This is a genomic window from Microcoleus sp. N9_A2 (assembly GCF_036701775.1).
Lineage (GTDB): Bacteria > Cyanobacteriota > Cyanobacteriia > Cyanobacteriales > Microcoleaceae > Microcoleus.
In genome coordinates this window covers 1-26,646 of the sequence record NZ_JAUBRH010000001.1, presented here as the reverse complement: position 1 = coordinate 26,646, position 26,646 = coordinate 1, and the positions used below count along the sequence as shown (strand labels likewise).

Genomic DNA, 26,646 nt, shown 5'->3' with positions numbered 1-26,646 from the left:
TAAAAACAAATGAATCTAATTTGGTTTCTCAAAGAACTGAATAAATACATCGCTCCCTACAGATGGTTAGCAATTCTTCTCATCGCTCGTGGACTTTTTGAGGCCGCCTTTGAATCCTCAATCCGAATCAGCTTAAAATTTATTATTGATGCTGCCATTCTTCCCCAAAATTACCACCTCCTAGTTGTAATTCTATTATTGCTGGGTGCAGGAGCGATTTTATTTGTTTTCATCGGTTTATTAGGAGATTTTTGGGCAGCACGGTTTAACATTTCAGTCATCAACAATATACGCCATTCTATGTTCGATCGTCTGCAAAACCTATCTATGGAGTTTTTTGGGCGACGTTCAGCCGGAGATATTGTCAACTGTTTTTCAGCAGATACGGAAAAAATAGAAAATAGCTTGAGCTACGGATTTGTCCTGATTTTAGAACTCGGTAGTATTCTCTTTTCTGCTATCTTTATGTTTTCTCTCAACTGGCAGTTAGGTCTGATTAGTTGTATCGGGTTAACTTTATGTGTCCTTGCTCCCGCAAAAATTAGTCAAACAGCCACAGAGCAAAACTATCTACTCAGAGATAAAGAAGGACAAATTGCCAATGTAGTTCAAGAAAATATTATCTCTCAATCAGTTGTTAAACTCTTTGGCTTGCAAACCCGAACTCTTAATAACTTTTCCCAAGATTTGCACGCTCTAAAAAAAGTGTATGTTAAAGCCAAATTTTCCTCTTATTTAGTCCAAAGGATTCCAACTTTAGTCTTTGTATTTGTCCAGCTTGCCATCATCAGTATCGGCGCAGTAATGACCTACAGAAACATAATTACAGTAGGAACGCTTGTCTCTTTTCAGGTTTTATTAGTCGGTTTGAATCTAAACATCCTCAGCTTTACTTTTTCCCTTCCCTACCTAATAGACGGGATAGCCGCCATGCAGCGCATCTCCGTTCTTTTAGCTGAAGTTCCCCAAGTCCAAGATGCACCTGATGCCATTGAATTACCTCATTTTTCTCAAGAAATTCGCTTTGATAGTGTTAGTTTTAGCTATTCCTCAGAGAGAAAAGGAATTAATAACCTATCTCTAACCATCAAAAAAGGAGATTTTGTTGTCTTTGTCGGACATTCCGGTGCGGGTAAAAGTACCATCGTTAATCTCCTAACCCGTTTCTATGACCCCGATAAAGGTAGCATTCTATTTGATGGCATTGATTTGCGTTCCTGCGCTCAAAAATCCCTGCGCGAGCAAATTGGGCTGGTTTCTCAAGAAGTAATTTTATTTAATACTTCCATCCGTGAAAATATCAGAATGGGATATTTAGAAGCCACCGATGAACAAGTAGAAACCGCCGCCAAAAACGCCGAAATTCACAAGTTTATTCTTACTTTACCTCAAGGTTACGATACCCCTGTGGGTGACAGAGGCGGACAATTATCGGGGGGACAACGGCAAAGAATCGCCCTCGCTAGAGCATTAGTCAGAAATCCGGCTATTTTGATTTTAGACGAAGCGACATCCGCCCTTGACCCGGCAACAGAAGTTGAGATTATGAATACGATCGAGCACCTTACTAAAGAACGTACAATTATTATGATCACCCACCGTATGGCTCATGCCTTGCGTGCAGATAAGATGTTTGTGCTGGAAAATGGCAGTATTGTGGTATCAGGTTAGCCATACAGATTTGATTCAACAAGAAGGAATCTATAGCACACTTTGGCAACAAGTTAATGGGGGAAATACCGATGCTATGAGAATTGTCAGTATCTAGGGAAGCAGTCAAATCAAAATATAATAAACTGCTACGCAGCTTAACAGCCACGCACGGTTCTTAGGGAAGGGTTGAGGGGCTACCCTCAACCCTTACCCGCTAAAAATATTAGTGTTATTTTCGATCGTCGATACAGGGCGAATAATTTTTGACGATCGACAAACAGTTCCGTCCATCAGGCGTTCTCTCGTAACTAATACTGTCTGCGATGTCTTTGATCAATTTTAGGCCCCGCCCGCCCGGAGAGTGAACATCGACTTTTTCCGCAATATCTTTGATTTTTTTCTCTAAATCAAACGGATCGCCCGAGTCCCAAATTTTAATCTCTAAAGATTCAGCGAACACCGCCACCTGAATGTCAACAGGCAAATCCGCTGGTTTGCCCTTGTGGGCGTGACGCACCGCATTCGTAAAGCCCTCAGCCAAAGCTAACTGACACCGTATCCACACACTTGTAGGAATTCGCGAGTCGTACAATTGTGCAAACCACGACAAAACCCAGCTTAATCCATTCAGACCTGTATTGACTTGAAGATCCGCTTTTTTTAGCATCGGCAACTTTTCGGAACCCTTTAATTCAATCACGCTCACCACAGAAGTTCTTCATCGGCCGGTGGGCAAAATACAACCAGAAAAAATACGATGAGACAAAATACAACGGCGGCAAAATTGAATGGTAGTTTGAGGATACTAGCTTTGGTGGGCCGTCGATCAATGTCTAATCCACTAATCGGTGAGTCACTATACCATAAATAGCACTTCCATGTCAACCAGCGCCTGTGGCAAATAAAAATCTATAAAAATTTATATTCTGAGTATAAACTGAGTGAAGTTCGATCGCGCCAAATTTTCCTCAAATTTTAACGTAAATTGAACTCAACCACCCGCCGTCAAAAGCAATTACCTCGAAAGCGATGTCAATAAACTATACTCAATCTCAGACAAGGGCGCTGACAGGATATATTTTAAATGACCCCCAGACCTTGAAAAACTTGTAGTACCTAAGTGCCCATGTTTCAAATTCTGGTTATTGACGATGATACGGCTGTTCAAGAACTGTTGAGAAGAACCCTGAAAAAACAGGGTTACGAAGTAACAGTAGCAAGCAATGGCGAAGACGGTGTAGCCCAGGCGCAAAAATTGCGTCCGGCCCTGATAATTTGCGATTGGATCATGCCGCGCTTGACCGGCATCGATGTCTGCCGTCGAGTTAAGGCAGATCCGGATCTGTCAACTACACAATTCTTTTTGTTGACTTCTTTGGGTTCGATCGCCGATCGAGTCAAAGGGCTCGACGCCGGTGCCGACGATTTTATCTCGAAGCCGATCGAACTCAACGAGTTACAGGCGAGAGTGCGCGCCGGATTGCGGCTGCACCAACTCAGCCGAGATTTGAAAATTGCCAAGCAAGATCTCGAAGCCGAGTTAGCCGAGGCTGCCGAGTACGTGCAATCGCTGCTGCCAGATCCGATGAAGGAACCTTTCAGCATCGAGGCAAAATTCATTCCCTCCCGGCAGTTGGGGGGAGATTGCTTCGACTACAACTGGTTAGATGCCGATTATTTGGCGATTTACTTGCTCGACGTAGCCGGTCACGGTTTGCGGGCGGCGCTGCCTTCGGTGGCCGTGCTGAATTTGCTGCGATCGCGCACACTCCCCAACATAGACTACTACAAACCTAGCGACGTTTTGCGGGCCCTCAACACCACCTTCCAGATGAGCTACCAAAATGACAAGTATTTCACCATCTGGTATGGCGTTTACAACCGCATTTCTCGCCAGCTAGTTTATGCCAGCGCCGGCCATCCACCGGCCGTGTTGATTTCGCAGTCCCCTGCGAGCACGGCTAAAATCCAGCGATTAAAAACCCCCGGAATGCCAGTCGGGATGTTCCCCGACGCCCCCTATGTCGATAATTGCTGCGATGTCGAGGATTTGAGCACTCTCTACATCTTTAGCGACGGGGTATACGAGATCCACCAACCTGACGGCAATATCTGGGGGCTTGACCCTTTCATCGACCTGCTAGCAGCTTACAACAGTGCAAGTGCCGACCAGTTAGAGCTGGTTTTGAACTACATTCAAAAGTTGAACGCTAAAGCAGTTTTTGATGATGATTGGTCTTTACTCAAGGTAAACTTTGGCTAACTGACTTCTTGCATTGCATCTGCGACCAAATAGCAAGAAGGCAGCAGCCCAAAGATTTAGTTAGTTGAGAGAATTTTGCTATTAAAAGCATCGCGGGTCTGAAATATCTCGAAAACTCGATCCATGCTGGTGAGTTCAAATAAGATGCGGATTTGCTCGTTGATAGAACAGACAACTAATTGACTCCCAGCGGCCCGGACTGTTTTGAGCGCCAAGACTAAAGCGCCCAAACCAGAACTATCCATAAATGTCACATCAGTGAAGTCTATCAATACCACATCGGCTCCCGCTTCCACTAGGTCGCTAATCTCTTGGCGGAATTGACTTGCCTTGGTGCCGTCTAAAATGCCAGAGGGCTGAATAATTTTAACTACAGGACTCATATTTTGCGGTGTTAATGTCAGAATTTCTAGCCAGACTAGGCTAGTATAGCTGCGAGATGGACTCCGATCCAAATAAGAGAGGGGAAAAGTGCCAGAGCCTGAGAGCGGGAGAATAGTTTTGAGTGCAAAAGATGGTGCTCGTCGCGGATCGTAACGCTGATCAGAGTCGCAGCGCTTCGCCGAGAATGAATTTTGAAAAGGGGACAATCTTGGTTCTGCCGAATGCCTTCTGGTATTAATCAAACTGGGCTAACTTTGGCGCGGTAGAGCAGTTTGTCGCCTTGCCGGTAGCCTGTGTAGCGGACTTTGACGAGTTCTCCGGGTTCGGCTGTTCCTTCCATTAGCAGGTGCTGTTGGGGGTTGTAGGGAATCTGGGCTCCGACTGGGGCGATCGACTCTATCCCCCAATGCTCCAATAACTGCTCGACTGGCCGCAGCAAGGGCAGCAGTTTCTGAGCCCGCAAGTGGTGATTTTCCTGAGCTTTGCTCGCAGCAGTCGGCCACTGTAACATCCAAGATTCTAAAATTTGCACGCTAGAGAGCTGGAATTCCTGCATCAAAGATTCTCGCTGCTGTTCGATCGAAGCTTGCAGGCGCTGATATTCTTGTTCTAGGGCGGTCGGTGGTGCCTGTTCTAACTCTACATAGTTTGGCGTCAAGGTTGCGAGCAGTTCGGGTAAGGAAATTTGCAAAGCTTGACTGATTTTGAGCAGGATGTCGGCTCGGGTTTTCAAAGCTAAGCCGCGACGCAGGCGGCTTAGCTGAATTTCGGGAACTCCTGCTTTTTGGCTGAGTTCTCGATCGCTCGAAAGCCCCGCCTGTTCCATCAGGCGTTGCAGTTGAGGAGCATAATCTGGAATATTGGCAGTCACGAAAAACTCATCCAAATTAATAAATGGACATATTCTCGATCGTAAACTGTCACGAGCCTTAAGGAAATACATCTGTGGAGAGGGCTCCCGCGCCCACCCCACAACTTTTTTTGTGGCTATTTGACGGCAACTTTTTCGGCTGCGACTGTTGCAGTTGTGGCAGAACCTTGCAAATGTGCTTCTAGGAACCACAAACGCTTGTCAATTGTCCGCGAAATTTCGGTGTACAGATCAGCTGTATCAGCATCGCCGAGTTCGTCTGTTTTGTTGATCGCGACTCGCAGGTGTTGGGCGTAGGGTGCATAGCGATCGGCCAAAGCCGTCACGTATTCTTTGCCGTCTACAATGTCGAAAGGAAACTCTGGCAGGATCGAATCTGCGGCGGCTGTGCGGGCTGTTCCGACAGCCAAAGCGCCCAAAGCTGTGACTCGTTCTGCAACCAAATCAACGTATTCTTCGAGTTCTGTTGCCATTTCGTCAAACAGCAAGTGCAACTGGTAGAAGTCCATGCCTTTAACGTTCCAGTGAGCTTGCTTGACTTGAGTTTTTAAGTCCAGAGTCGTTGCCAGCGTGGCGTTGAGCAGCCCGACTACTTGAGAGCGGGTGGCGGCGGACATATCGATGCGGGTGGGGTAAAGATGTTGTTTGTGGTTGTTGGCAGTCATAGGTTTTTAGCTTGTTAGTAGTGATTGTCGATCGAACTTCTTAGAAAGCTTTGGGCGATCGAATGTTTGCCTGTCGTGAATTTCTATTGAGAGGCTCAGGCTAAGTGCATCTGCAACACGGCACGGGGAGCTCGGCGTACATTACAGCGGATAGTTTCTAAACCGAGACGCTGGCAAGCTTCGTAGCGGTGGCAGCCGGAAAATCCGTAATACTGACCATCTACTTCTAGCACATCGATGGGTTCGTTTAAACCTACCTCGCGGATGGATTCCATGAGGGCGGCGACTTTGGTTTGGTCGTTGACTCGCGGCAGGGGGCGGCGAATCTGGTTGAGGGGTATTTCTTCGATCCTCATGGCGTTGGTCTGTTTTGCTTCTTGCTTAATCATACTCGTAACGACTTCGACTTGGCAAGCAAAATCAGGACTTACGCAAAAACCTGCTTTCGAGATGATTACTCGGTAAGATGGAGACGAACAAAGCAACTTGCAGGCAACCCCTGATGAACTCAACGACTGGCTTGTTAACTCGCATTACCCAAACCCCCGGTCAGTGTGGTGGTCGTCCCTGCATTCGAGGAATGCGAATTCGAGTCACCGACATCTTAGAAATGCTTGCTGAGAACGTCAGCGTTTCTGAGATTTTAGAAGATTTCCCAGACTTGGAGCTGGCAGATATTCAAGCTTGCTTACTGTTTGCTGCACGACGTACCGATTTCCCAAGACTGACGGCATGAAGATATGGATCGATGCTCAACTGCCACCAACTCTGGCAAATTGGCTGACAGATAACTTTAATTTAGAAGCGGTTGCGTTGCGAGATATTCAACTGCGAGATGCCCAAGATACCGAAATTTTTGAATCAGCACAAGCCGAAAAAGCTGTGATTATGACTAAAGACAGCGACTTCATCGATTTGGTATGTCGATTAGGAGCGCCCCCTCAAATTTTGTGGTTGACCTGTGGCAATGTAACAAACCGTAACCTGCGACAATTGTTAACTGCCACTTTACCTGATGCAATAGAACGATTGCGTCAAGGAGAGGCGATCGTCGAAATCAGCAACAACCCTTAAAGCCAATATTGCTGATAAGGGAATAATGACTGCGTTCAGCGACTACTAAACTCTGCATCCACACCGAAATCGCTCAACCGTTCGTTGCGGCGGGATTTTTCGATTGCGGTCTACACTTTTCAAGTTTCGAGCTTTCAAACTATATTTTCTCTTGTCAATTGTCCATTTACTAAAAATTATTCTCATCTTCACTGAGATGACGGCCAACTACACTGTATGGATAATCATTTTGCTCAACATCTACCCCAATAACCACAACTCGGCTGACAGGAGAAATGCTCATAGCTTCATCCAGAGCATTTTCCATTGTTCGATTTCTTTTTTCTCTATCAATACGCTTATAGGCGAAGCCAACGACTGCTCCGCGCTCGGGAACTATTTCATTAGTCAAGATACAAGTATTATTGTGATCGGGTAGTTGCCAAAACTTATGGACAATTTTTTTAATTCGTTTGAACCCTTCTTCAAACTTTGTTTGATCGTCATGAGTAAAATTGAGAAGTACACAACCAACTTCAGTCCAACGCTCAGACTGCCGTGATTCAATATGCTGGATAATGCTTCTCCACCAACGTGTTAATTTACGCTGCGGTTTAGGAGTTTCACTTTTAGGTAATTCCTTCATGAAAAATGGATCAAAAATGTTAGACAGGCCAACTAAGGAAAGACCCTGTTGAGTAAACTCAGCATTCCCAATGTTAAACCCTGTATCAAGATAGAACGCAAGCAAATCAATCTCATCGCCAATATAATCAGCATTTTTCTCAAATTCAGCTCGCCGCACCAAATAATGTAGTTTCTCACAACTTCCCTCTAAAACTTCAAAGATTATTTCGAGATCCGCAAGACATATAGTTGGAGACATTTCAAGATCAGATGCAATTAAACCCGCTTTTTTTAGATCGGTTGAACGACAAAAAAGAGTACCTAATGACTCTAAAGTAATACTCAAGCGAACCACCTCACGTACTTTTGAACAGTCAACTTCATTTAATTCGCCTTTGCGAGTCTTCAACTGATGCAAACCTGGATTTTTTATTAGGTAATCAGAAAATCTTTTGGATTGAATGGATGGTTCTACTATTAATTTTTTGACAATATTCTTCAGGCTCTCAAATGCCCCACGCTTTGTCGCTTCAGTCACTCTACCTGATTTAGCCTCCACAACTAGCAAATAAGAGTCGAGTAAAACCAGAAGGTCAGTTTCAAAAGTCTGCTTGGTTGTAGGATCGAACCATTCGCTACCTTGATAAACCTTGGCAGATGGGAAAGCTTTTTGGAAAAGCTGATAAATCTCTTGCTCCAAAAACTTTCCCCTACGCTCTTCATATTTTCTATAAATTTCAGGATGAGGTTTAATAATAGCTTCCATAATATCTATGAAATAATTTAAGAAGAGTGTTATGACTGGGCAGAAATAAGTTCCAACCTCAAGCTTGATGAGAGGTTTCTGCCAAACAGGATTGCCAAGAAATAAATGTTCTGGATTCCAGTCTGATAAATCTCCGAAAGATAGCGACCAGGCATCCAGCACATTTTTTAATGCTTCTGGAGCAACAGCTTTTGGGTAAGCATCTACAAACGTATCGAGTGTTAATGTGTAAATATGTTTTAGTCGTAGATCACTTTGACTGAAAATAATAGCTCTTAAGCCGTCAAGAGTTAAATCTTTCTCCTGAACAAAGGCTGAGAGGTCTTCTGGAGATGAAGTAAGATCGGGAAAAGCTTGATAATATTCTTTGATAGCTGTTTCGATGTTTTTGGCGCGGAGCGCAGGCATAACCAAATTCCGATGCTGATTGATTCTGGATTCAACAACATCGAGTATTTTGAACCACATTTCTACTAAACATACAACTCGAACTCCAATTTTTTGCTCAATCGTATCATCCAGACTTGAGAATAAATCCGAAACAATCCGCTTAACTTGTTGGGGATATCCCCAGTTACGTACAGCTTGAGTATCTGCCCTGACCCTTTCTATTGCCATAAATTTCTGATGCTCTATGGTTGTCGATGGATCTGCTAGGGATAAAGACTTCATTTTAAATCCAAGCGTGACATCCTGAACCAGTTGGCGAGACTCAACAAAGTCTTGTGGTCGAGCTGGTCTGAAATCAAATAAATCTTGTGAATGCTGAAGAAGAAGACCTTGTAGAAATTCTACATGATGTTGAAGGATGGGATTTTTTTCAGCCCATTCACGATTTATACCAGGTGAAGTCGTTAAATCATAGTATGCAAAAAACGATAGTAAAGAACAAGGCTCAACCTGAAAAATTCGTTTTTGCAATATTTCAAAAGAGGTATTAAATTTTTGCTCGAAGTTTCTACCTAATTTCTTAATGGATTCAACTCTTTCGTTTTGAGTTATTCCCTCAGATAGTGAGGGTATTTTGTGATAAGTGAATCCAGTAAATTCTGTTGTGACGTGACGAGTGGCAAAACCTTTAGACTGGTTTTTATTATTTGCTTGGGCAGATGTTTTCTCTTTCTTCCGTTTCTTCTTGGTCACTGTAAAACTCACCTAAACCATGATACTTAGTTCTCCATCCCAATGATAGCAGGACTTTATTAAAATACTCAACTCGGACAGATAACTTTGATAGACCGCCCGATATAACCTAAACAGTCGAACTATTATTAGGGTGAAACTTTCCACTGGGACAGAATCCTATCCATTCAATCCAGCAATAATATTCACGCTCATAGCCAGAATAGCGGTGTTAAAAAAGAACGACAGCACGCTGTGAAAAAGCACGAGATACCTCGTGGAACGAGAAGTGATCTGCACGTCTGCAACTTGACAAGTCATCCCAATACCAAAGGAGAAATATAAAAAATCTTTGTAGTCTGGTTCGTCGTCGCCCGGAAAATCCAAACCATTCGCCTGCGAGTAGCTGCCGTGCTGCTTGTTGCGGTTTTTGTAGTAGCTGCGGGCATAGTGCATGGTGAAGATAGTGTGTACCTGCATCCAAGAGCCAACAATTGTTAGGACAGAAAGCCCCAAGTGCAGAAATAGCAAATTTGGGGACAGGCCTTTGGTATCGCGCAGCAAAAAGACGATCGCCAACAAGCTAGCACAAGCCGCTGCCACAATCGTACTTAAGATTGTTAAGCGGCCAGCATCCAACTGCTGAGCGTGGTGGCGCATCATTTCGGGAGTGCCTTGCAGCATCAGCATCCAAGTCAAAATCAGAAAACTGACCGCGCCCGCGTTCCAAATGCACAGCGTCCGAGTCAGGGGGAGATAGTCAGGCGGCACGAAAACAGCGACTGCTATAGCGAACAGAACAGACGCAAACACGCGGTGCCGGACGCTCCAGAGCCAGTGCATTTTAGATAGGCGAACGTTTTTCACCATGATTTAGTATAAGTTAGGCACGGTAAGGGTTATAAAATCTCAACTACTGCCATCTTCGCAGGAACTCCCAAAAAATAGGTATGAATTGGCAACACGCATCACAGCCAGGCTTTTTCATGCCTTTCGATAGATCGATCGACCTCAACGTTCTAGGTACAGTGGAAAAAAAGAGAAATTGTGGTTTGACATTATGGCATCCTCCCAACCCCTCAAAGGCATTGAATTGATCGACTGCGCCAAGGCTAACGCCCAACAAGGAATCGCCACAGCCGCGAAGCTTTGCGGCTACGGAGGCGACCTCAACACCTTCGAGCGGGAACTGAAACAGGCTTGCCAAGACATTGGCGTCGAAGTCAAGGAGTTAAACGACTTGATTACGACTCAGCAGATGATGAAACAAGGAATGGGCATTGAAATCGCTCCAGATACTCCCTCAGAACTCTAGACTCAATCTCCACCGCACCAGTTTTAGGGCTAAGATTGCCCCGACACCAGTATTTTGAGTCTGCTAGCTGAGGCAGGCTAGAATGTTTTGCATGGGAGCTTCCGACTTTTGGCAGGAGTCGCGTTTTCTCCCGCGAAGAGGGTGCTTTCTGGAGGGTGCTGAGATTGTTAGGAGGACTGTCGTGTCAGATCAGCAAGACCGAATTATGCGTTTGTTTATAGAGGAGGCTAAGGAGCACCTCGATACTCTAGAAAATGGTTTAGTGGATTTAAAGTCCACGATGAAAGACCCCGAAAGCGTCCAAGAGATGTTTCGAGCCGCCCATTCCGTGAAAGGAGGGGCGGCTATGCTTGGCTTAGATAGTATTAAAACAACCGCTCACCGCTTGGAAGATTGTTTTAAGGTGCTCAAGGACGGGCCCGTCAACCAAGTTGACCAAACGGCAGAATCCCTATTTTTAAAGGGAGTTGATACGCTTAAGGACTTGCTGGGGCGACTGGAGGGGCCTTTCGGCTTGAGGAATGAAGAGGGAGAAAAACTCGTGCAGCAGGTGATGCCTGTTTTTGCTCAACTCGAAACTCACCTCAATAAATTGGCGTCGGGCAAAGTGCAGGCTGCTCGGTCTGGTACGCCCGCTACTCCAACAGCGGGGGCTGTGCCGGCGAATTTTGCTGTTGAAGTGATGACTTTACTGAAAGAAATGTTGCAGGTGTTCAAGCAGAAAGAATCGGCTGCTAGTCGCTCTGAGTTGACGGCTGTGTGCGTTCGCCTCTATAAGTTGGGAGGTAAAATTGAGACTTGGCAAAATTTAGTAAAAACCGCTAGAGCAGCGATCGTTAATCCCAAAAACTCTTATAAAGTCTTAGCTCCGCTGATTATCAAAGAACTCAAGGAAGCTGGCGATTTAGTACAAGTGGGGAAAGTCAAGACGATCGTTCCGAGTAAAAATTTGCTACTTTTGGCAGCAAGCCCAAAACCTGCAGAGGCAAGCCCCCCAGCAGCCCCAGCCGCAGCGTTGAAGCAAGTAGCACTTCCAGCCGAACCGAAGGCGGTAGTCAAGCTTTTGCTCAAAACTTTCAACAAAAAGCAACTCTCGGAAATCGCCAAGTTACTGGTTAACGCCATCAAATCCTCGAACTAGGAGGTGTTGCAGTAGAAGATAGAGTCAAAGCAATATTTGTGAGGCGGAGAATTTTCTGGGGTGCTGGCAGCCTGGGTTGAGCAGCAACTCGAAAAAATTCACTCATTCGAGATTTTTGCCTTCTACCTTCTACTGTTGGGCAAGCCTGCGTTAGAATTAGTGGATATGTAGGCGTGCAATATTGTACCAGAATTAAAAATCGAGCAGGCTTTATAAGGCGGTAGCTGTGAAACCAATTCGTTCATTAGAAGATGCTTTAAACCGCTGTCAGGCGATAGGAATGCGCTTGAGCCGCCAGCGTCGATTTATTCTAGAACTTTTGTGGGAGGCAAAAGAACACCTCTCGGCTCGCGAAATTTACGATCGCCTCAACAAACAAGCGCATTCGATCGGTCATACTTCTGTGTATCAAAATCTAGAAGCTTTGTCGAGAGAAGGGATTATTGAGTGCATAGAACGCTCGGAGGGACGCTTGTACGGCAATGTCAGCGACTCTCACTCTCATGTCAATTGTCTTGATACGGCTCAGATTCTAGACGTTCATGTGGAATTGCCGATCGACTTGATCGAGCTAATCCAAGAGCAAACAGGTGTCAAAATTGTAGACTACCGGATAGATTTCTACGGATATCGATCGCCAGAGTCCGCCACGCAAGCATCGAGTGTCAGCAATAGGCCAAAGGCTTCGTAACGGATAAAGCAGCGGCGGTTGGAAGCAAAACCACTCTTTGTGATCGGCCTGTCGGTCGTATAAAATGATTTAAGTATTTTGCTGGGTGCGATAGTTTTTTTTGCCGTCGCCAGCCGGAATTCGGCACTGTAGAAAAAAAATGAAAACAGAAAAATGAAACTCGATCGACAAGTTTGGCGATCGGGAATAAAATTTACGACTAAACCAAAAAAATCATTTCTACCCGCTACACGTAAAAGTGTAGACCAAATCCGGCTGTAGTACCCCTTTATTTTAAATCGGCTTGGAGTAGACGAAAGTTAGTGTAGTTGCGGTTTCAACCGCTGAGTCTGATAAGGGAATTTCTAACCCGGATTTAATATTAGACCTTAGTTTAATCCCTCCCCCAATTCATCTGTGGAGTCAAATCTAGAATCTAAAATCTAAAATTGATGCGCGGTTTCAACCGCTGAGTCCGATCGTGGAATTTCTGACCCGGATTTAATATGAGAGCTTAGTTGAATCCCTCCCACAATTCATGTGCAGAGTCAATTCTAAAATCTAAAATCTAAAATCTAAAATCTAAAATTGATAGACTGACGGGGCTTTATACTGTTTTTTCTGTTAAACGGCCCCGGGATATGTCAATAACTGTTTGATAACTGGTATGATTTACGTGCTTCAAGAGCCTAAAATACTCTGAAGCAACCAGTGGGGCTGGACACGAACCTCACTATAAAACGCCGTAGAGGGAAAGATTGCCAGTACCTTGAAGGAAGTTCTCGATCTCCTTAACAGGAGTCAGAAGCCGACATCACAATCTATAGATTTGATGTGGGAGTGTCAAATGAAGAGTGCGCATTACAGGACAGGCTGAAGTAATGGCGAGACGACAATCTGACCAATTCCACACACCACCGCAATACAACCCATCCCCCAAACCGACGGCACAGTTCAGTGCAGAGGCGACAGGCGATGCGAGTTCCTCAGTAACGGCGCTGCCGAACGAGGGAAAAAGAACTTTTTGGCAGTGGCAGCTTATCTGGCTGAGTCTCCTGGTGGGATTTGGAGTAACCGGTGCGGCTGCATTTCTGTGGTTGCTGACTATGCCGCCACCGCCGAATTGCCAGCAACTGTCGCCGCTGGCGGCGGACGGAGAGCGACTTTACTGCGCTCAACAAGCTGCTAAGTCGGGGAAGCTAGAACAGCTAGAATCGGCAATGGCATTGGTGCAGGCTTGGCCGAAAGAACATCCGCTATACTCGCAAGGGCAACATTTGATCGGGGAATGGTCGAAAGCCATGCTGGGTTTTGCCAGGGCAAAAATTGAGCTGGGCGATTTGAAAGGCGCTCTGGAGATTGTGGCGAAAATTCCCAAAACCAGTCGGTCTTACCCAGAGGTACAGGAGGCTGTGACTGCTTGGGAAAAAAATTGGCAGGAGGGCCAAAAACTCTACGATACAGCCCTAGCAGCTTTGAAAAGTGACGATTTAAGGAAGGCTTGGGATTATGCTCAAGCTTTGTTCAAGCTGGAAAATGTTTTCTGGAGTCAGAAGCGTTACAACGAGCTGATCCAGCAGATTTCTTTGGAAAGAAACGGCTGGCAGCGCTTGCAAGAGGCTAGAGATTTGGCGAAGGACGAGACTCCGCAAAAGTTCGCTGAGGCGATAGTCCTGGCTCGCAAAATAGACTCGCAGCTTTTTGCCCGCGCTAAAGCTGAAAAGGAAATTGAGGGATGGAGCCGGACTTTGCTGGCAATGGCTACTAAGCGGTTGGGGGCGAAAGACCTGCCGGGGGCGATCGAGGCTGCTTCTGTTGTGCCGCAGGATTCCCCGCTGTTTGCCGAAGCTCAAGATTTGATGCAGTTGGGTAGGGCTCAGGCAGTGACGTGGAACCAGTCGATATCAACTCCGCTGCCACAACACATTTTTAGCTTGCTGGAAGGGCAGGGGGCTGCTAGCCAAATTGCTCCGGGTCGCCCTCTGTACAAGCAAGCTCAAGTTCAAATTGAAAATTTGCAGGTGCAGTTTCAAGATTTGCTGCGTCTGCAAGTGGCGAACACGATCGCTAGTTTTGGTCAGATAGGGACGTTTGGACTCGCGATCGAGCAAGCGCAAACTATCGGACTTAAGCAACCGCGGCGGATTCACGCTCAAACTTTGGTGGCTGCTTGGCGCCGGGAAATTCAGCGGATCGAAGACCAATCTTTTCTGACTCTGGCGAAGCAGTTGGCAGAAGCGCAAACGGTTGAAGGACTCAATGGGGGCATGGCTCAGGTAGTCCTGGTTGGTCAAAACCGTCCCCGCAGGATAGAAGCGCAAACTCTCTTGGCTCAGTGGACGAAACGCATAGAAGTTATTCAAGATCAGCCTTTTCTGGATGAAGCGATCGCTCTGGCGAAGCAAGGAAAACTGAGTGCTGCTATTGAAAAAGCTTCGGCAATTAAGAGCGGTAGGACTTTGTACGCGAAAGCTCAGGATAATGTCTATCAGTGGGTGAGTGAACTGCAAGTTGCTCAAGACAGACCGATTCTCGATCGAGCTGCGGAATTGGCATCTCAAGGCAGTCTAGGAGCGGCGATTGATACGGCTTCCCAAATCGGTTACGGTAGGGCGCTGTATTCAGAGGCTGCAGGTGCGATCGGGCGTTGGAGTGCTGAACTCAGAGCCAACAGTGCGCCGCCGCCGGAACCCGCTCGCGAGTACGCGCCGGAACCCGCTCGCGAGTACGCGCCAGCTCCTGCAGAGGAGTATGCGCCAGCTCCGCGACAGGAGGAGTACGCGCCAGCTCCGCGACAGGAGGAGTACGCGCCAGAGCCTGAGCCTTACTATCCGCCTGCGAGACAAGAGGCCCCGGCTCCCGAACCTTACTATCCGCCTGCTAGGGAGCCGGAACCTTACTATCCGCCTGCTAGAGAGCCGGAACCGGAACCTTACTATCCGCCCGCGAGGGAGCCGGAACCTTACTATCCGCCCGCGAGAGAAGAGGCCCCGGCTCCGGCTCCGGAACCTGCTCCTCCGGCTCCCGCTCCGGAACCCGCGCCGCCCTCGATTCCTGAATCGGCTGGGCCTCCTGATGCTAATTTGCTGCCCGAGTAATTGGGTGTTCGCGCGATCGGTCTCTAAAATCTCAAATCTAAAATCAAGTGAGTAATTTCCAAGTGCTGACGATCGAGGGCGACCCCATTTTTCGGCTGGGGCTGCGAGTCGCTTGCGAGCAGTATCCAGACTTGCAAGTTGTTGCAGAGGTTTCAACCGCAACCGAGGCTTTGCGAGTTCTAGAAGCTCGCTCGCTCAACTCGGTAGCAGCCAAGAAACCAGCAGATTTGGTAATTTTGGCTGTTGAGACTGTAAATTTGCGATCGGGTCAAACAGAGGCGCTGGCATTTTGTCGCGAACTCAAAAGTTTATACCCCAACCTGCCCCTGTTACTGCTAGGCGGGCCGCTGACAGCGGATCTGTTGGCGGATATACAGGCGACGGGCGCGAATGGCTATTGTCCTAAAGGTAGAGATATTTCTCTGACAATCGAAGCTATTCGCGCTGTGGCATCTGATCTCACTTATTGGGCGACGGATGCGGCCGCTAACTCGGAAATAGAACTAAATGCAGCGGTGGTTCAAACAGTAGAAAACTCCGCAGCAATTGCAGATAAAAATGCAGATAATTCGACAATTGATACGCCAGTACACAAAAAAATGCTGGCTTATTTTTGTCAGTCTGGAATACGGGAAATAGATGCAACTTTGGCGGTTGTCCAAGCTGATTTGCAAGATATCAGAGCCGCAGCTCCGACAGATTTGCCCTCTATTTTAGATGGGGTTGTACTCAGCGGGCGCCGCCGAGAATTGCTCGCAGCTCGTTGGATTGTCAGTCAGTTATTATTTGAAGGAAAAGGGGAGAAGGCAGAAGGAAGAAGGAAGAAGCAAGAAGCAAGAAGCAAGAAGCAAGAAGCAAGAGGGGAGAAGGCAGAGGCAGAAGGAAGACGGGAGAATTTGTTAAATAATTCTCAATTGCAATTAGCGAATTCCCAAGTTTTGGCTGAATCTTTGGTGGTTGCAACTAATTGGCAAGGTAGCTTGTTTGACTCGGTGGCAGCTAAATTGCAGGTTGATTTGGTGAATTTGACTGGCTTGCCTTTGGAAATCGATATTTTGCGATCGCCCAAAAAGCGTGAATTGATGAGTTCCATCCTGCGGAAGTTAAAGGATTTGCTGGAAGAATTGCGCTTTTCGCAAGTGCAGCAAACTCAATTGTCGCAAAAAATGCCTGCTATTTTACGAAATTTGTGGGAGGCGACAATCATAGATTTTTTTGGCAGATACTATACACTGCAAACGAAAGAAAATCTGGTTTTTGATGGCAGTCAAGCAAGCTTAAAACTGGAAGAAAGTCAAGGGGGAAGCGCGGCTTATCTCTTGGCAGGCAGCGGTGTAGAAGTTGTGCCGATGCTGCTGGCAGATGCTGATGTAGTTGCAGCACAAATCCTTGAAAAAATACCGATGACAGTTGATTTATTTGCACATTTGCTATTTGAAATTCCTCTAACAGTTGACAATATTTCTTGTGTTGCTGGCAGCCCGGAAGCGATGCAGCGAGCTGAAGCTTTGTTAGAAAATTTGGCAATTCAAGTTGCTAGCGGAGTGGTACAGCCTCTACTAAATAATTTGGCGAATATTGAGGAAATCAAGCAAATTTTTTACGATGGCAAGTTGATTTCGACGCGAGAAATTGAGAGATTTCGGAATGATTTGTCGTGGAGATATAGCTGGGATAGATATTTTGTGGAACCGAAAGCTATTTTTGAAAGCAGGTTTTGGCTGTTTGTTTTGAGCGATTCTGGAATTAAGAAAATTTCTATTTATGCTCCGAGAAATCTGGAGTTAGCACAGCTTTCGGGGTGGCAGTTAGCCTTGACTTTGCTGCTGGAAACTAGGGATGCGATCGCACCTAGAGTTCGCGCGGTTATTTCGCTGTTGGGTGCTGCTGTTGTTTACGTTTTGACTCAGGTTATAGGGCGGGGAATTGGTTTGATCGGGCGGGGAATTATCCAGGGAATTGGTAATTCTTTGCAAGATAGCAAGTTTGGGAAAAATGGGTGAGGGAACAGTTGACAGTTGACAGTTGACAGTTGACAGTTGACAGTTGACAGTTGACAGTTGACAGTTGACAGTTGACAGTTGATCGGAGGAAGAAGGAACAAGGAACAAGGAATAAGGAAGAGTTTACAGTTGACAGCTTGCCCGCTCGTTTAAAGAATGGTAAACCGAAGGAAGAATGAAGAATAAAAAATAAAGAATGAAGAATGAAGAATGAAGAATAAAGAATGAAGAATGAATAGGGGAATGTACGGGATTGAACGGATTGAGATGAATCACTCGAATTTCAGATAATTGGTAATTGCTAATTGGTGATTGGTGGTATTATAGATAATGACTTAATTATATAAGGTTGAATATTTATGAGTATTATGATATCGATTGATGCCGATCGCATAAACAGCTTAGATTTGTCTCCGGTGCGGACTGTGATTGAACAGTGGCTGGCGGCTGGGGCGATCGCCCAAAACGAACAACAGCTACAATTTGAAATTGAGTATCCGCGCGAAGAGTTAGATCCGCGAGAAATTTCAGAAATTCCCGAAGTGCGGCTGTGGTTTATTCGCTTGGATGCTTGTTATCCTTGGCTGCCATTTTTGCTGGATTGGAAAGCGGGAGAATTGGCGCGCTATGCGGCGATGTTGGTGCCGCACCAGTTCCACCGCACCCAAGGCATTCAGTACAATCCTGAAGCTTTGGAAATGTTTTTGATGAACAAAATTTTTGTGCTGACTGATTGGTTGAATCAGCAGGGAATTCCCAGTAAATCGAAGTTGATGGCGATGTCGCAGATGTTTGGTTATGATTTGGACGATGCTTTTTTTGATGTGATTTTGCCGCACAAATAAGCTGTAAGTAAGCCCACCTAAATTGTATTTTTTGGGCGGGCGGGACGCCCACCCCACAAGAATTCGCTCAAACTTGACTGTAAAATTTAGATGCTTCACACTATTGTGGGGTTGGCTTCTAGCCCGCCCAAAAAGGCGTAAGGTACGCACTGCGTACCCCACAAATAGCGTGGTAAGCCCTCTTCACAATTTTCTCAGAATTGAGAGCTAGTTTAAATAAACAACGATCGCCCGATTCAATCGATCGAGGAAATTTCCCATGAAAACAGATTACCTCATCGTCGGCAGTGGTTTATCAGCACTGGTTTTCGGAGCTTTGATGGCAAACTCCGGCAAAACCGTACACATCCTCGAAGCTCACGAGCATCCCGGAGGCTTTGGCCACACCTTTACGATGGCCAAAAAATACACCTTTAATGCCCAATTCCACTACGTTTGGGACTGCGGCGAAGGACATACAGTGAATCGAGTTCTCAAAAAACTGAGTCTCGATCGAGATGTCACCTTTGAGCGGTACGATCCGAATGGCTACGACCACATGAGAATGCCGGGGTACGCCCTAGATATTCCCTCGGAACCAGAGGAACTAATCCGGCGATTGTCGGCGCTGTTTCCCGAAGCCAGCGAGAGAATTCGCCAATTCGTCAACGAAGTCGAGAAAACCGGCGCAGGACTAAGAAAACTCGCTCCTCCCGTCAAACCAATAGAATTGCTCAAAAATTTCGGTGACGTATTCTGTGCTGTCCAACACCTCAACAGTACACTTCAGGACGTTTTCGACAAGTTCCAACTCCCGCAAGCCGCCCAAACCTTATTAGCCCTGCAATGGCCGGATTTTTTGCTGCCCCCAAATCAGCTTTCTTTCTATGCTTGGATTGCCTTGTTTAGAGGCTATCAAGAAGGTGCATTTTACCCGACGCAGCATTTTGAAGATGTCATCAATTCTTTAGTTAAAGTCATTGAATCCAACGGGGGGAAGGTGCTGCTAAACCATGAAGTCACGAATTTTAGGGTAACAAACAGAACAGTAACTGGTGTTGAAGCGATGGATTTGACCACCCATCAAACCCATGAATTCACGGGCGACACGGTGATTTGTAACCTTGACCCGAAAAGAGCAGCCAAGATGATTGGAGAGGAACTGTTCTCTAAAAAAGTGCGGCGGAAACTCAACTATGAGTATTCTGCATCTAACTACATGGTGTACTGCGTTGTCAAAGATATCGATCTCCGAGACTATGGATTTGGCAAGTGGAATACGTTTCATTCGGAACACCTGGATCTAAATGAAGCTTTTGCTCAAATGTATGAGCAAAATGATTTTTTTCGTCCGAGTTTTGCAATTACAACGCCAACTTTACTGACCCAAGCACGGCGGGATTGTCCAGAAGATTGTCAAATTGTCGAATTTCTGACTGTTGCTAATTACAGCTATTTTAAACAGCTTTGGGAGACCGATCGCAAAGCTTACAGACAGAAGAAACAAGAGATTCTGGACTCGATTTTAGATGTAGTTGAAAAACACTATGTTCCGAATTTCCGCAAACACATGGTCTTTCATGTTACCGGAAGTCCGACGACTAACGAGCGCTTCTGTTGGTGTCCTAACGGTAATTCCTACGGTTCCAGCCTGACGCCGCGCAACATGGGGGTCGATCGACTAAATCATGAAACATCCCTCAACAATTTCTATTTCTGCAACGCCTCCTCGGGCTATCCAGGCTTTGCGCCGACATTTTGGACGGGGGCGCTGCTTTATCAACGTTTATCTGGGGATGCGATTTTAGACTAAGCAATGCCAATTAAATAACTGCGATATTTTCTGATTGGGTTGAGTTTTGCGAAACCTACAATTGTCTGATATCTATGAGGAAACGGCAGATAAGACGGCGGTTGAAACCGCGTCTACAAAAACGATGTCCACCTCCGCGGACTGAATAAAATAACGTAATTTTAACCGCACAGTTCTTCAACCCGCGGAGGTGTTCGGCGAGCGAAGTCGAGTCGCGGGTTTTGTTTGTATAGACGCGGTTTCAACCGCCCAGTCTTCTATCTATTTAGGAGTGAACTATGAGAATTGCAATTGTTGGGGGCGGAGCTAGCGGTATGGCAGCAGCCTACTGGCTCGATAAACAGGGGCATCACGTCACTGTGTTGGAAAGGCAGCCGATTTTAGGTGGACACATTCGGACGCTGAATAAAAATGTTGCGCCAAATCAATCAGAGTGCAATGAAATATTAGAAAATGGAGTGCTGGAATTTCCGACTGTGTTTTATAATTTTATTGCTTTCATGCAGGAATTAGGCGTTCTATTAGAACCAGTGCAGATTGGTTCGGCACTATTTTTTAAAGATGGCAGTCACTTTTTGTCTGCGGTTTCAATCAAAAAGAATTTCACGGGAATCCAACGCCTGATAGAATATTTGCGACTTGATAGCCTGTACGCTCGTTCGGCTGGATTTATTTTAAAAATGCGGTTTGCCAAACAGCACGATTTCTACGATATAGCGCTTTCTCAGAGTTTGAAAAGTTCGTGCATCCGCAACGATTGGCTGAAGTTGCTGACGATGTACAGCTACTCGATACCGTTTGAATTGCTCGACGATTTCCCGGCCCAATTGGCGATGCCTGTTTTGTGCGATTATGCCTTGGTTAATTGGTTGAGGATTAAAGGGGGAGTATATTCTTACATTGAAAAGATTCTGGAGCGCTTTCAGGGCGATATACTGCTGAATGCGGAGATTGCCAATATTTTCAGAAGTGCTGATGCTGTAAAAATTGTGTTTTCTAATCAGGAGATTCAGGAATTTGATAAGGTGGTTTTTGCGATGCCACCAGACCAAGTGATGAGGCTGTTGTCTGATCCAACTGATGCGGAAAGGAAGCGGTTTTCGGATTGGAAAGGCAATTATGCAACCACTGTACTGCATTCGGATAGTTCGATGTACGATCGCTACGGTATCCGCAAGTTATCAGAATTTGATTTTTTCGAGACGAACAAAGGGTGGGGCTATAATGCGAGCCTGAATCAGCTTTGCGGCATCTCCTCGCCACGAGAGTACAGTTTAGCTTTTCAACTGCAGGAGTCGATCGCCCAAAAGCACATTATTCATATTCAGAAACATCACACCCCGCTTTACACTGTCGAGTCTTTTCGATATCGAGATGAAGTTATCGAGACTAATGGCGAGAACAACACTTATCATGCGGGAGCTTATTTGGGGGATGGTTTGCACGAAGGAGCCATTACCTCTGCTTTGCGAGTCGCGAAATTAATCGGGTGAACTCAATTGTGATGCTACAAACTCTCGCAAATATTAGTAAATTTCTTGCCGATGCAACACTCTCACAAAAGTAATGATGTCTGCATCAAAAGTTAAACCAATGCGAGAGTCGTCCACTCGGATGCGAAATTAATTTTTGGCGTTGCCTAAGCTGCTACACCACGTGCTGCAGTTAAGTAGACATCATTGCTCACAGATGGGGGCATTGTTGATCCGGCTAACTGAGTACCCTCAAAGTTGGTTCCCATGAACGTGGCCCCGCTCAAGTCGGCTTCGCTCAAGTCTGCATAGCACAGCCTAGCCCAATCGAGGTTTGCCTGCACCAAAGAAACTCCCACCAGATTTGCCCTGGTTAAATCTGCTCCCATCAACTGGACGCCCCGCAACTGAGCCCCGCTGAGATTGGCGGCTAACAAGTTCGAGCCTTCCAAGTTTACCCCGTTGAGTTTGGCTCCGCTCAGGTTGACGCCATTGAGATCCGTCCTGCTCAGGTCGATGCCATTGATGTAAGCTTTGCTGAGATAGATGCCTGTTAGTTGAGCGCCAAAAAGCTTTGCACCGCTGAGTTTTGCCCCTCCACAGTTTGCCCAGTTGAGGTTTGCTCCCGTGAGGTTGGCACCCCGCAGGTTGATGAATTGCAGGTCGGCTGTACACAAGTTGGCGTTCCAGAGGATGGCGCTTCGCAGGTTGCTACCGATGAGTTGGGCGCCACTCAATTTTGCCCTGGGGAGTTTTGCTTTGACGAGGAAAGCTCCGCTGAGATTGGCTTTGGTAAGCTCTGCGTCCGCTAGTCTGGCTTGGCCCATTTTGGCAAAACTCAAATTTGCCCTGTAAAGGTTTGCGCCGTTGAGTTCTGCTTTGGTCAGATGCGCCCGACTCAGGTTAGCTCCTGACAGGTTAGCCCTAGAAAGGTTTATGCCAACCAACATAGCTCCGCTGAGGTTTGCTCCGCTGAGGTTTGCGTCAGCAAAGTCTCTGTTTCCATTTTCGTACTCTTTGAGCAGCTCGGTTACTTCCATACGGGTCACATTCCTAATAGCGGAAATTTATCTAGAAATAAACACTCTTTATAGATATTTTATCTCAAAGGGAGCGGACTGGATCGCACTTTCAAGAAAGCGGACAATTAACTTTATGTTTATACATATACTTTGTGCTTTTTCCAGAGTCCCGACCGTTTTGAGGTCATAGTCTGAAACCCTTGATTTATCGTGGGTCTCTAGTGTGCTTTGGCAAGCGTTGCGATCGTACTGAGATCAGTGAAACCGTTATTCTCAATAGGTAAGCCATCACACACTGTCCGAAGTGTTAATCAATAGTAAAATCTATATTCTTATTGTCCACTGTGGTTAACAGCTTTTTTAAACCGAGACTGCAAATTTGTTGTTGTTTTTGCGCCCGGTGTCTCGAAGGCTGGGATGGTCATAGCTCCATATTTTATCTACGGTCATTTTTAATTAAAATTAGATGTGGAACAACAGCTTAATCAGCGAGAATTTTTCTCGATTGTCTCGCAGCAGTTAGACGATCGTGCTTTTCAATATTTCCTTTAGTCATCGGGGTTAAAAGTAATTTCAGACATTGTACTTCTGAGGAATTTATCGATATGCCTAACGGTAGAGGGTATTCGTTCAAAAGCTAGCGGATAATATACTGCAGATTGTACAAAACTAACAGCGAGTAATAGCTGTATAGGATTACCCCCCTCTACTGGCAGTTAGGCAAATGTGTCAATCTATGTTATGCTGAGTCAAAATTGAGGAAAGATCATGTCAAAAGAAAGAAAAAGCAATAAAGAAGTCAAAAAGCCAAAGAAACAACCTGATGGTGTTGCTAAGCCGAAGGATGACAAAAAAAATTATGGTAGCACGGACGGCCGCAAGTAGAGATAGCTGCCACTCTCGGAATTGCGATTAATTTTGTTTAAATTTTATTAGTATCAATTCTGAATAAATTACAATATCCTATTTTGGGATAATCCGAAAACAGGTTTATTATACCTAGGGTATATGCAGTGCTAAACCCAAAGTACAATAAAATCTGTTTTTAGCCATGAATATGGAACATTCTGTCGCCGATCGAATTTAACACCATTTATTTATACTTGGCAAAAAAAATATATAGCGGTTCTCAATAAAATGAGGTACACACCGCTCGCAACTGATGTCCTATGCCCTATGTCCGCGAGAGCACCTCATGTTGCTGAGAAAGGCTATAGTTCGATCGCCCAAATCTATCACAGCGATATCTCAGTCACCGCAATATTACCCCCAAAACACACGTCAACATCAGTCCCCGCCGCCCGATCGCGCGCTCCGTATTCTCCAACATAATAAAAATATTCTCCCTCCATTTTGTACTCAACCGGCAGCGGCTCAGTCGAAGGCTTGCAAAACACAATTTCCGGTTCCGCACTTCCGGGCGCTAAATGCGGCAAATTCACATTCCAGAAACACCCCGACTTTGGTTCCCGCTTCAGCAAATCCGCCAACACCCGCGATGTCCAGCGAGTCGCGACATCCCAGTCAATTTCGAGCGGCCTTTTAATCCGGTGGGAAATTGCGATTCCCGGAATACCGTGCATTGCTGCTTCGCGCACAGCCGCCACCGTACCCGAAATATACACGTCAACCCCCAAATTGCCACCCGCGTTAATACCCGAAAGCACCAAATCCGGCTTCGCACAAACGTGATGAAGAGCGATACGCACGCAGTCTGCCGGTGTTCCCCCTACAGCATATTCCACGGACGATCGCCGATCGACATGAATCGGACTGTGGGTAGTCACTTGATGCCCGCAGCCCGACAATTGCCCTTGAGGAGCCACCATAATTGTTTTGCCCTTTACTGCTTGCAAAAGTGCCTGAATCCCCGGAGCGTCTATGCCGTCGTCGTTGGTTAAAATTATCGTCATTAAAAATGTGTCGGTTTTATAGAACCGATTTGAGAGCGCAGAGGCTGGCAACCTTCTGGTAGCTCTAGCCCAAATTGGTTGTTGGTTGGTGGCGATCGTCAGTATTGTAAAACTTGATTAAGTTAATAAGCATTTATAAGCAATCATGGTAATATGTAGTCAGGAGGTCGCAAATGAAACTACCTGACTACGCCAAAGCGATAGGCATAAGTTACACAACTGCATGGCGGTGGTGGAAAGCAAACAAGCTGCCACATCCGGCACGACAAACAGAAAGCGGTTCGATCATAGTTGATTATTTGCCACCAGTATCATCGGCCCAAATCAAGAAAAACAGAGTTGCTATTTATAGCCGAGTCTCGTCTTCCGAAAACAAAGACAATCTCAATCGTCAATCAAAACGACTCACGGAATATGCAGTCGCTAACGGTTATCAAATTGTGAGAAATGTCAAAGAAATTGGCAGTGGATTAAACGATAGCAGAAAGCAGTTAGAAGCACTGTTACAGCAAAATGACTACGACATTTTACTGGTTGAACATAAAGATAGATTAGCTCGCTTTGGTACAAATTACCTAAGCGTATTGCTTTTTCGGTTGGGAATTAAATTAGAAATAGTCAATTTAGCGGAGAATGGAAAAGATGAGCTAATGCAAGATTTAGTGGCAATAGTTACAAGTTTTGCTGCTCGACTTTACGGACAGCGCAGTGCGAGTCGAAAAACCGAAAAAATAATCGCCGAACTGAAAGATGGAGGTTCTGAATGCAACTAACAGAACGACATATCATCAAATCCACGGAACATCGTTTCGCCCAAATTGACGAACTAGCTTTCTTGTCCAAAAACCTCTACAATGCCGCCAATTACGTCATTCGTCAGAGCTTTATTTATGGATGGGGTTATGTTAGTTACAATGAAATGAACCGCTTGATGAAGTCTCAGGTCGCGTACAAGGCAATGCAAGCTAAAGTTAGTCAGCAAATCTTAATGGTTTTAGACAAGAATTGGCAATCGTTTTTTGAAGCCGTCAAAGCTTACAAAACTGATTTTTCAAAATTCACTGGTCGCCCCAAACTACCGAAGTACAAAGATAAAGTTAAAGGACGAAACATCCTTGTGTACACGATTCAAGCAATTAGTAGCAAACAGTTAAAGAAAGGAATTATCAAACTTTCTGGCACTGAACTTTCAATTAAAACCAAGGTAAATCCCAACCAGATTTGTCAAGTTAGATTGGTTCCCAAATGCGATTCGTATGTAATTGAGGTAATTTATGATGAACCGGAGTCCACCGCCAGCAATGCCAACTCTATAGCTAGTATTGATTTAGGACTGGGCAATTTAGCAGCGCTAACTTCAAATCAACCGGGATTTATCCCTTTGTTGATTAACGGGCGACCATTAAAATCGATTAACCAGTTCTACAATAAACGCAAATCCCGATTACAATCCCAGTTAAAAGGAAATCGTCAAACCTCACCCAGAATTCAGGGATTAACTCGCTGTCGCAATCAGAAAGTTGATAATTACTTGCATCATGCTAGTCGTGTGATTGTTGACCATTTGGTAGTAAACCAAATTGGAACGCTGGTCATCGGCAAAAATGCACAGTGGAAAACTGAGATCAATTTAGGCAAACAAACTAACCAAAATTTTGTCAGCATTCCTCATTCTCGATTAATTGAGATGCTAGAATACAAAGCTCGGCTGGTAGGAATCACGGTAATTGTACAGGAGGAATCCTACACATCCCGTTCCAGTTTTTTAGGTTTAGACCCAATTCCTGTTTATGGAAAAACCGAAAAAGAGCCTGTGTTTACTGGAAAACGGATCTCACGAGGATTGTACAAAACATCGACTGGTCGGTTAATTAATTCTGATGTGAATGCTTCGTACAAGTGCGATTCGTTCAGTCGAAACCGAGAAATCGGGGGATGACTGGCTTCTACAGGGTAATCCATCAGGATTGA

Annotated in this window: 22 protein-coding genes and 1 pseudogene; 14 read left to right on the top strand and 9 right to left on the bottom strand. The window is 45.6% G+C overall.

The annotated features are described in order from the left end of the window. The first annotated feature begins 9 nt into the window (after positions 1 to 9). Positions 10 to 1,671, top strand: a complete 1,662-nt coding sequence (locus QUA44_RS00115; RefSeq protein ID WP_333247490.1) for an ABC transporter ATP-binding protein — start codon at positions 10 to 12, stop codon at positions 1,669 to 1,671. A 211-nt stretch (positions 1,672 to 1,882) separates the two neighbouring features. On the opposite strand, the gene QUA44_RS00110 is transcribed toward QUA44_RS00115, so the two are convergent. Then, on the bottom strand, positions 1,883 to 2,362 hold the full coding sequence (locus QUA44_RS00110) for an anti-sigma regulatory factor (protein ID WP_333247492.1): 480 nt from the start codon (positions 2,360 to 2,362) through the stop codon (positions 1,883 to 1,885). A gap of 417 nt (positions 2,363 to 2,779) precedes the next feature. Between QUA44_RS00110 and QUA44_RS00105 the strand changes: the two genes are divergently transcribed. Further along, positions 2,780 to 3,916 (top strand): SpoIIE family protein phosphatase, encoded by a 1,137-nt coding sequence (locus QUA44_RS00105; protein ID WP_333247494.1) that lies wholly within the window; start codon positions 2,780 to 2,782, stop codon positions 3,914 to 3,916. A 56-nt stretch (positions 3,917 to 3,972) separates the two neighbouring features. On the opposite strand, the gene QUA44_RS00100 is transcribed toward QUA44_RS00105, so the two are convergent. From QUA44_RS00100 to QUA44_RS00085, 4 genes are all read right to left on the bottom strand, one after another. After that, positions 3,973 to 4,299 carry an STAS domain-containing protein gene (locus QUA44_RS00100; protein WP_041623653.1) on the bottom strand — a complete coding sequence of 109 codons (327 nt, stop codon included), beginning with the start codon at positions 4,297 to 4,299 and terminating at the stop codon, positions 3,973 to 3,975. Between the two features lie 239 nt (positions 4,300 to 4,538). Further along, positions 4,539 to 5,243 carry a helix-turn-helix domain-containing protein gene (locus tag QUA44_RS00095; RefSeq protein WP_333247496.1) on the bottom strand — a complete coding sequence of 235 codons (705 nt, stop codon included), beginning with the start codon at positions 5,241 to 5,243 and terminating at the stop codon, positions 4,539 to 4,541. 44 nt (positions 5,244 to 5,287) lie between these two features. Continuing rightward, positions 5,288 to 5,836 (bottom strand): DNA starvation/stationary phase protection protein Dps, encoded by a 549-nt coding sequence (dps, locus tag QUA44_RS00090; RefSeq protein WP_333247498.1) that lies wholly within the window; start codon positions 5,834 to 5,836, stop codon positions 5,288 to 5,290. A gap of 95 nt (positions 5,837 to 5,931) precedes the next feature. Then, positions 5,932 to 6,192, bottom strand: coding sequence for a sulfiredoxin (locus QUA44_RS00085; protein WP_333076422.1), 261 nt, complete (start codon positions 6,190 to 6,192; stop codon positions 5,932 to 5,934). Between the two features lie 146 nt (positions 6,193 to 6,338). Between QUA44_RS00085 and QUA44_RS00080 the strand changes: the two genes are divergently transcribed. Beyond that, positions 6,339 to 6,572 (top strand): DUF433 domain-containing protein, encoded by a 234-nt coding sequence (locus tag QUA44_RS00080; protein ID WP_333247500.1) that lies wholly within the window; start codon positions 6,339 to 6,341, stop codon positions 6,570 to 6,572. Further along, positions 6,569 to 6,910, top strand: coding sequence for a DUF5615 family PIN-like protein (locus QUA44_RS00075; protein ID WP_333155903.1), 342 nt, complete (start codon positions 6,569 to 6,571; stop codon positions 6,908 to 6,910). The genes QUA44_RS00080 and QUA44_RS00075 overlap by 4 nt, the downstream gene beginning before the upstream one ends. A 169-nt stretch (positions 6,911 to 7,079) precedes the next feature. Here QUA44_RS00075 and QUA44_RS00070 read toward each other — a convergent pair whose 3' ends face one another. Continuing rightward, positions 7,080 to 9,425, bottom strand: a complete 2,346-nt coding sequence (locus QUA44_RS00070; protein ID WP_333247502.1) for a hypothetical protein — start codon at positions 9,423 to 9,425, stop codon at positions 7,080 to 7,082. A gap of 159 nt (positions 9,426 to 9,584) precedes the next feature. After that, positions 9,585 to 10,274, bottom strand: a complete 690-nt coding sequence (locus QUA44_RS00065; protein ID WP_333247504.1) for a DUF1345 domain-containing protein — start codon at positions 10,272 to 10,274, stop codon at positions 9,585 to 9,587. 190 nt (positions 10,275 to 10,464) lie between these two features. On the opposite strand from QUA44_RS00065, the gene QUA44_RS00060 reads away from it, so the two are divergent. The 8 genes from QUA44_RS00060 to QUA44_RS00025 all read left to right on the top strand — a co-directional run bounded on the left by QUA44_RS00060 (position 10,465) and on the right by QUA44_RS00025 (position 21,761). Beyond that, the gene (locus QUA44_RS00060; RefSeq protein ID WP_333247506.1) at positions 10,465 to 10,719 is read left to right on the top strand and encodes a hypothetical protein; all 255 of its coding nucleotides are present in this window, start codon (positions 10,465 to 10,467) and stop codon (positions 10,717 to 10,719) included. Positions 10,720 to 10,801: 82 nt separating this feature from the next. After that, positions 10,802 to 11,860, top strand: coding sequence for an Hpt domain-containing protein (locus QUA44_RS00055; protein WP_333247508.1), 1,059 nt, complete (start codon positions 10,802 to 10,804; stop codon positions 11,858 to 11,860). A gap of 226 nt (positions 11,861 to 12,086) precedes the next feature. Next, positions 12,087 to 12,551 carry a Fur family transcriptional regulator gene (locus QUA44_RS00050; RefSeq protein ID WP_333247510.1) on the top strand — a complete coding sequence of 155 codons (465 nt, stop codon included), beginning with the start codon at positions 12,087 to 12,089 and terminating at the stop codon, positions 12,549 to 12,551. Between the two features lie 860 nt (positions 12,552 to 13,411). Further along, positions 13,412 to 15,628 carry a hypothetical protein gene (locus tag QUA44_RS00045; RefSeq protein WP_333247512.1) on the top strand — a complete coding sequence of 739 codons (2,217 nt, stop codon included), beginning with the start codon at positions 13,412 to 13,414 and terminating at the stop codon, positions 15,626 to 15,628. Between the two features lie 47 nt (positions 15,629 to 15,675). Continuing rightward, positions 15,676 to 17,631 carry a DUF3685 domain-containing protein gene (locus QUA44_RS00040; RefSeq protein ID WP_333247514.1) on the top strand — a complete coding sequence of 652 codons (1,956 nt, stop codon included), beginning with the start codon at positions 15,676 to 15,678 and terminating at the stop codon, positions 17,629 to 17,631. Positions 17,632 to 17,990: 359 nt separating this feature from the next. Continuing rightward, entirely contained in the window at positions 17,991 to 18,476 is a 486-nt protein-coding gene (locus tag QUA44_RS00035; RefSeq protein ID WP_333257217.1) for a CRR6 family NdhI maturation factor, read from the top strand. Positions 18,477 to 18,735: 259 nt separating this feature from the next. Beyond that, a complete protein-coding gene (locus tag QUA44_RS00030; RefSeq protein WP_333257220.1) occupies positions 18,736 to 20,268 on the top strand; it encodes an NAD(P)/FAD-dependent oxidoreductase in 1,533 nt (510 codons plus the stop codon). A gap of 278 nt (positions 20,269 to 20,546) precedes the next feature. After that, positions 20,547 to 21,761: an FAD-dependent oxidoreductase gene (locus tag QUA44_RS00025; RefSeq protein ID WP_333257221.1), complete on the top strand. Its 1,215-nt coding sequence runs from the start codon at positions 20,547 to 20,549 to the stop codon at positions 21,759 to 21,761. Positions 21,762 to 21,907: 146 nt separating this feature from the next. Here QUA44_RS00025 and QUA44_RS00020 read toward each other — a convergent pair whose 3' ends face one another. After that, entirely contained in the window at positions 21,908 to 22,780 is an 873-nt protein-coding gene (locus tag QUA44_RS00020) for a pentapeptide repeat-containing protein (protein ID WP_333257224.1), read from the bottom strand. A gap of 1,217 nt (positions 22,781 to 23,997) precedes the next feature. Further along, positions 23,998 to 24,675 carry a 5'/3'-nucleotidase SurE gene (gene surE / locus QUA44_RS00015; protein WP_333257227.1) on the bottom strand — a complete coding sequence of 226 codons (678 nt, stop codon included), beginning with the start codon at positions 24,673 to 24,675 and terminating at the stop codon, positions 23,998 to 24,000. Positions 24,676 to 24,848: 173 nt separating this feature from the next. On the opposite strand from surE, the gene QUA44_RS00010 reads away from it, so the two are divergent. Further along, entirely contained in the window at positions 24,849 to 25,448 is a 600-nt protein-coding gene (locus QUA44_RS00010; RefSeq protein ID WP_333257230.1) for an IS607 family transposase, read from the top strand. Continuing rightward, positions 25,439 to 26,572 (top strand): annotated as a pseudogene (locus tag QUA44_RS00005) (RNA-guided endonuclease InsQ/TnpB family protein); the annotation flags it as partial. The gene QUA44_RS00010 and the pseudogene QUA44_RS00005, both read left to right, overlap by 10 nt. Positions 26,573 to 26,646: the final 74 nt, after the last annotated feature.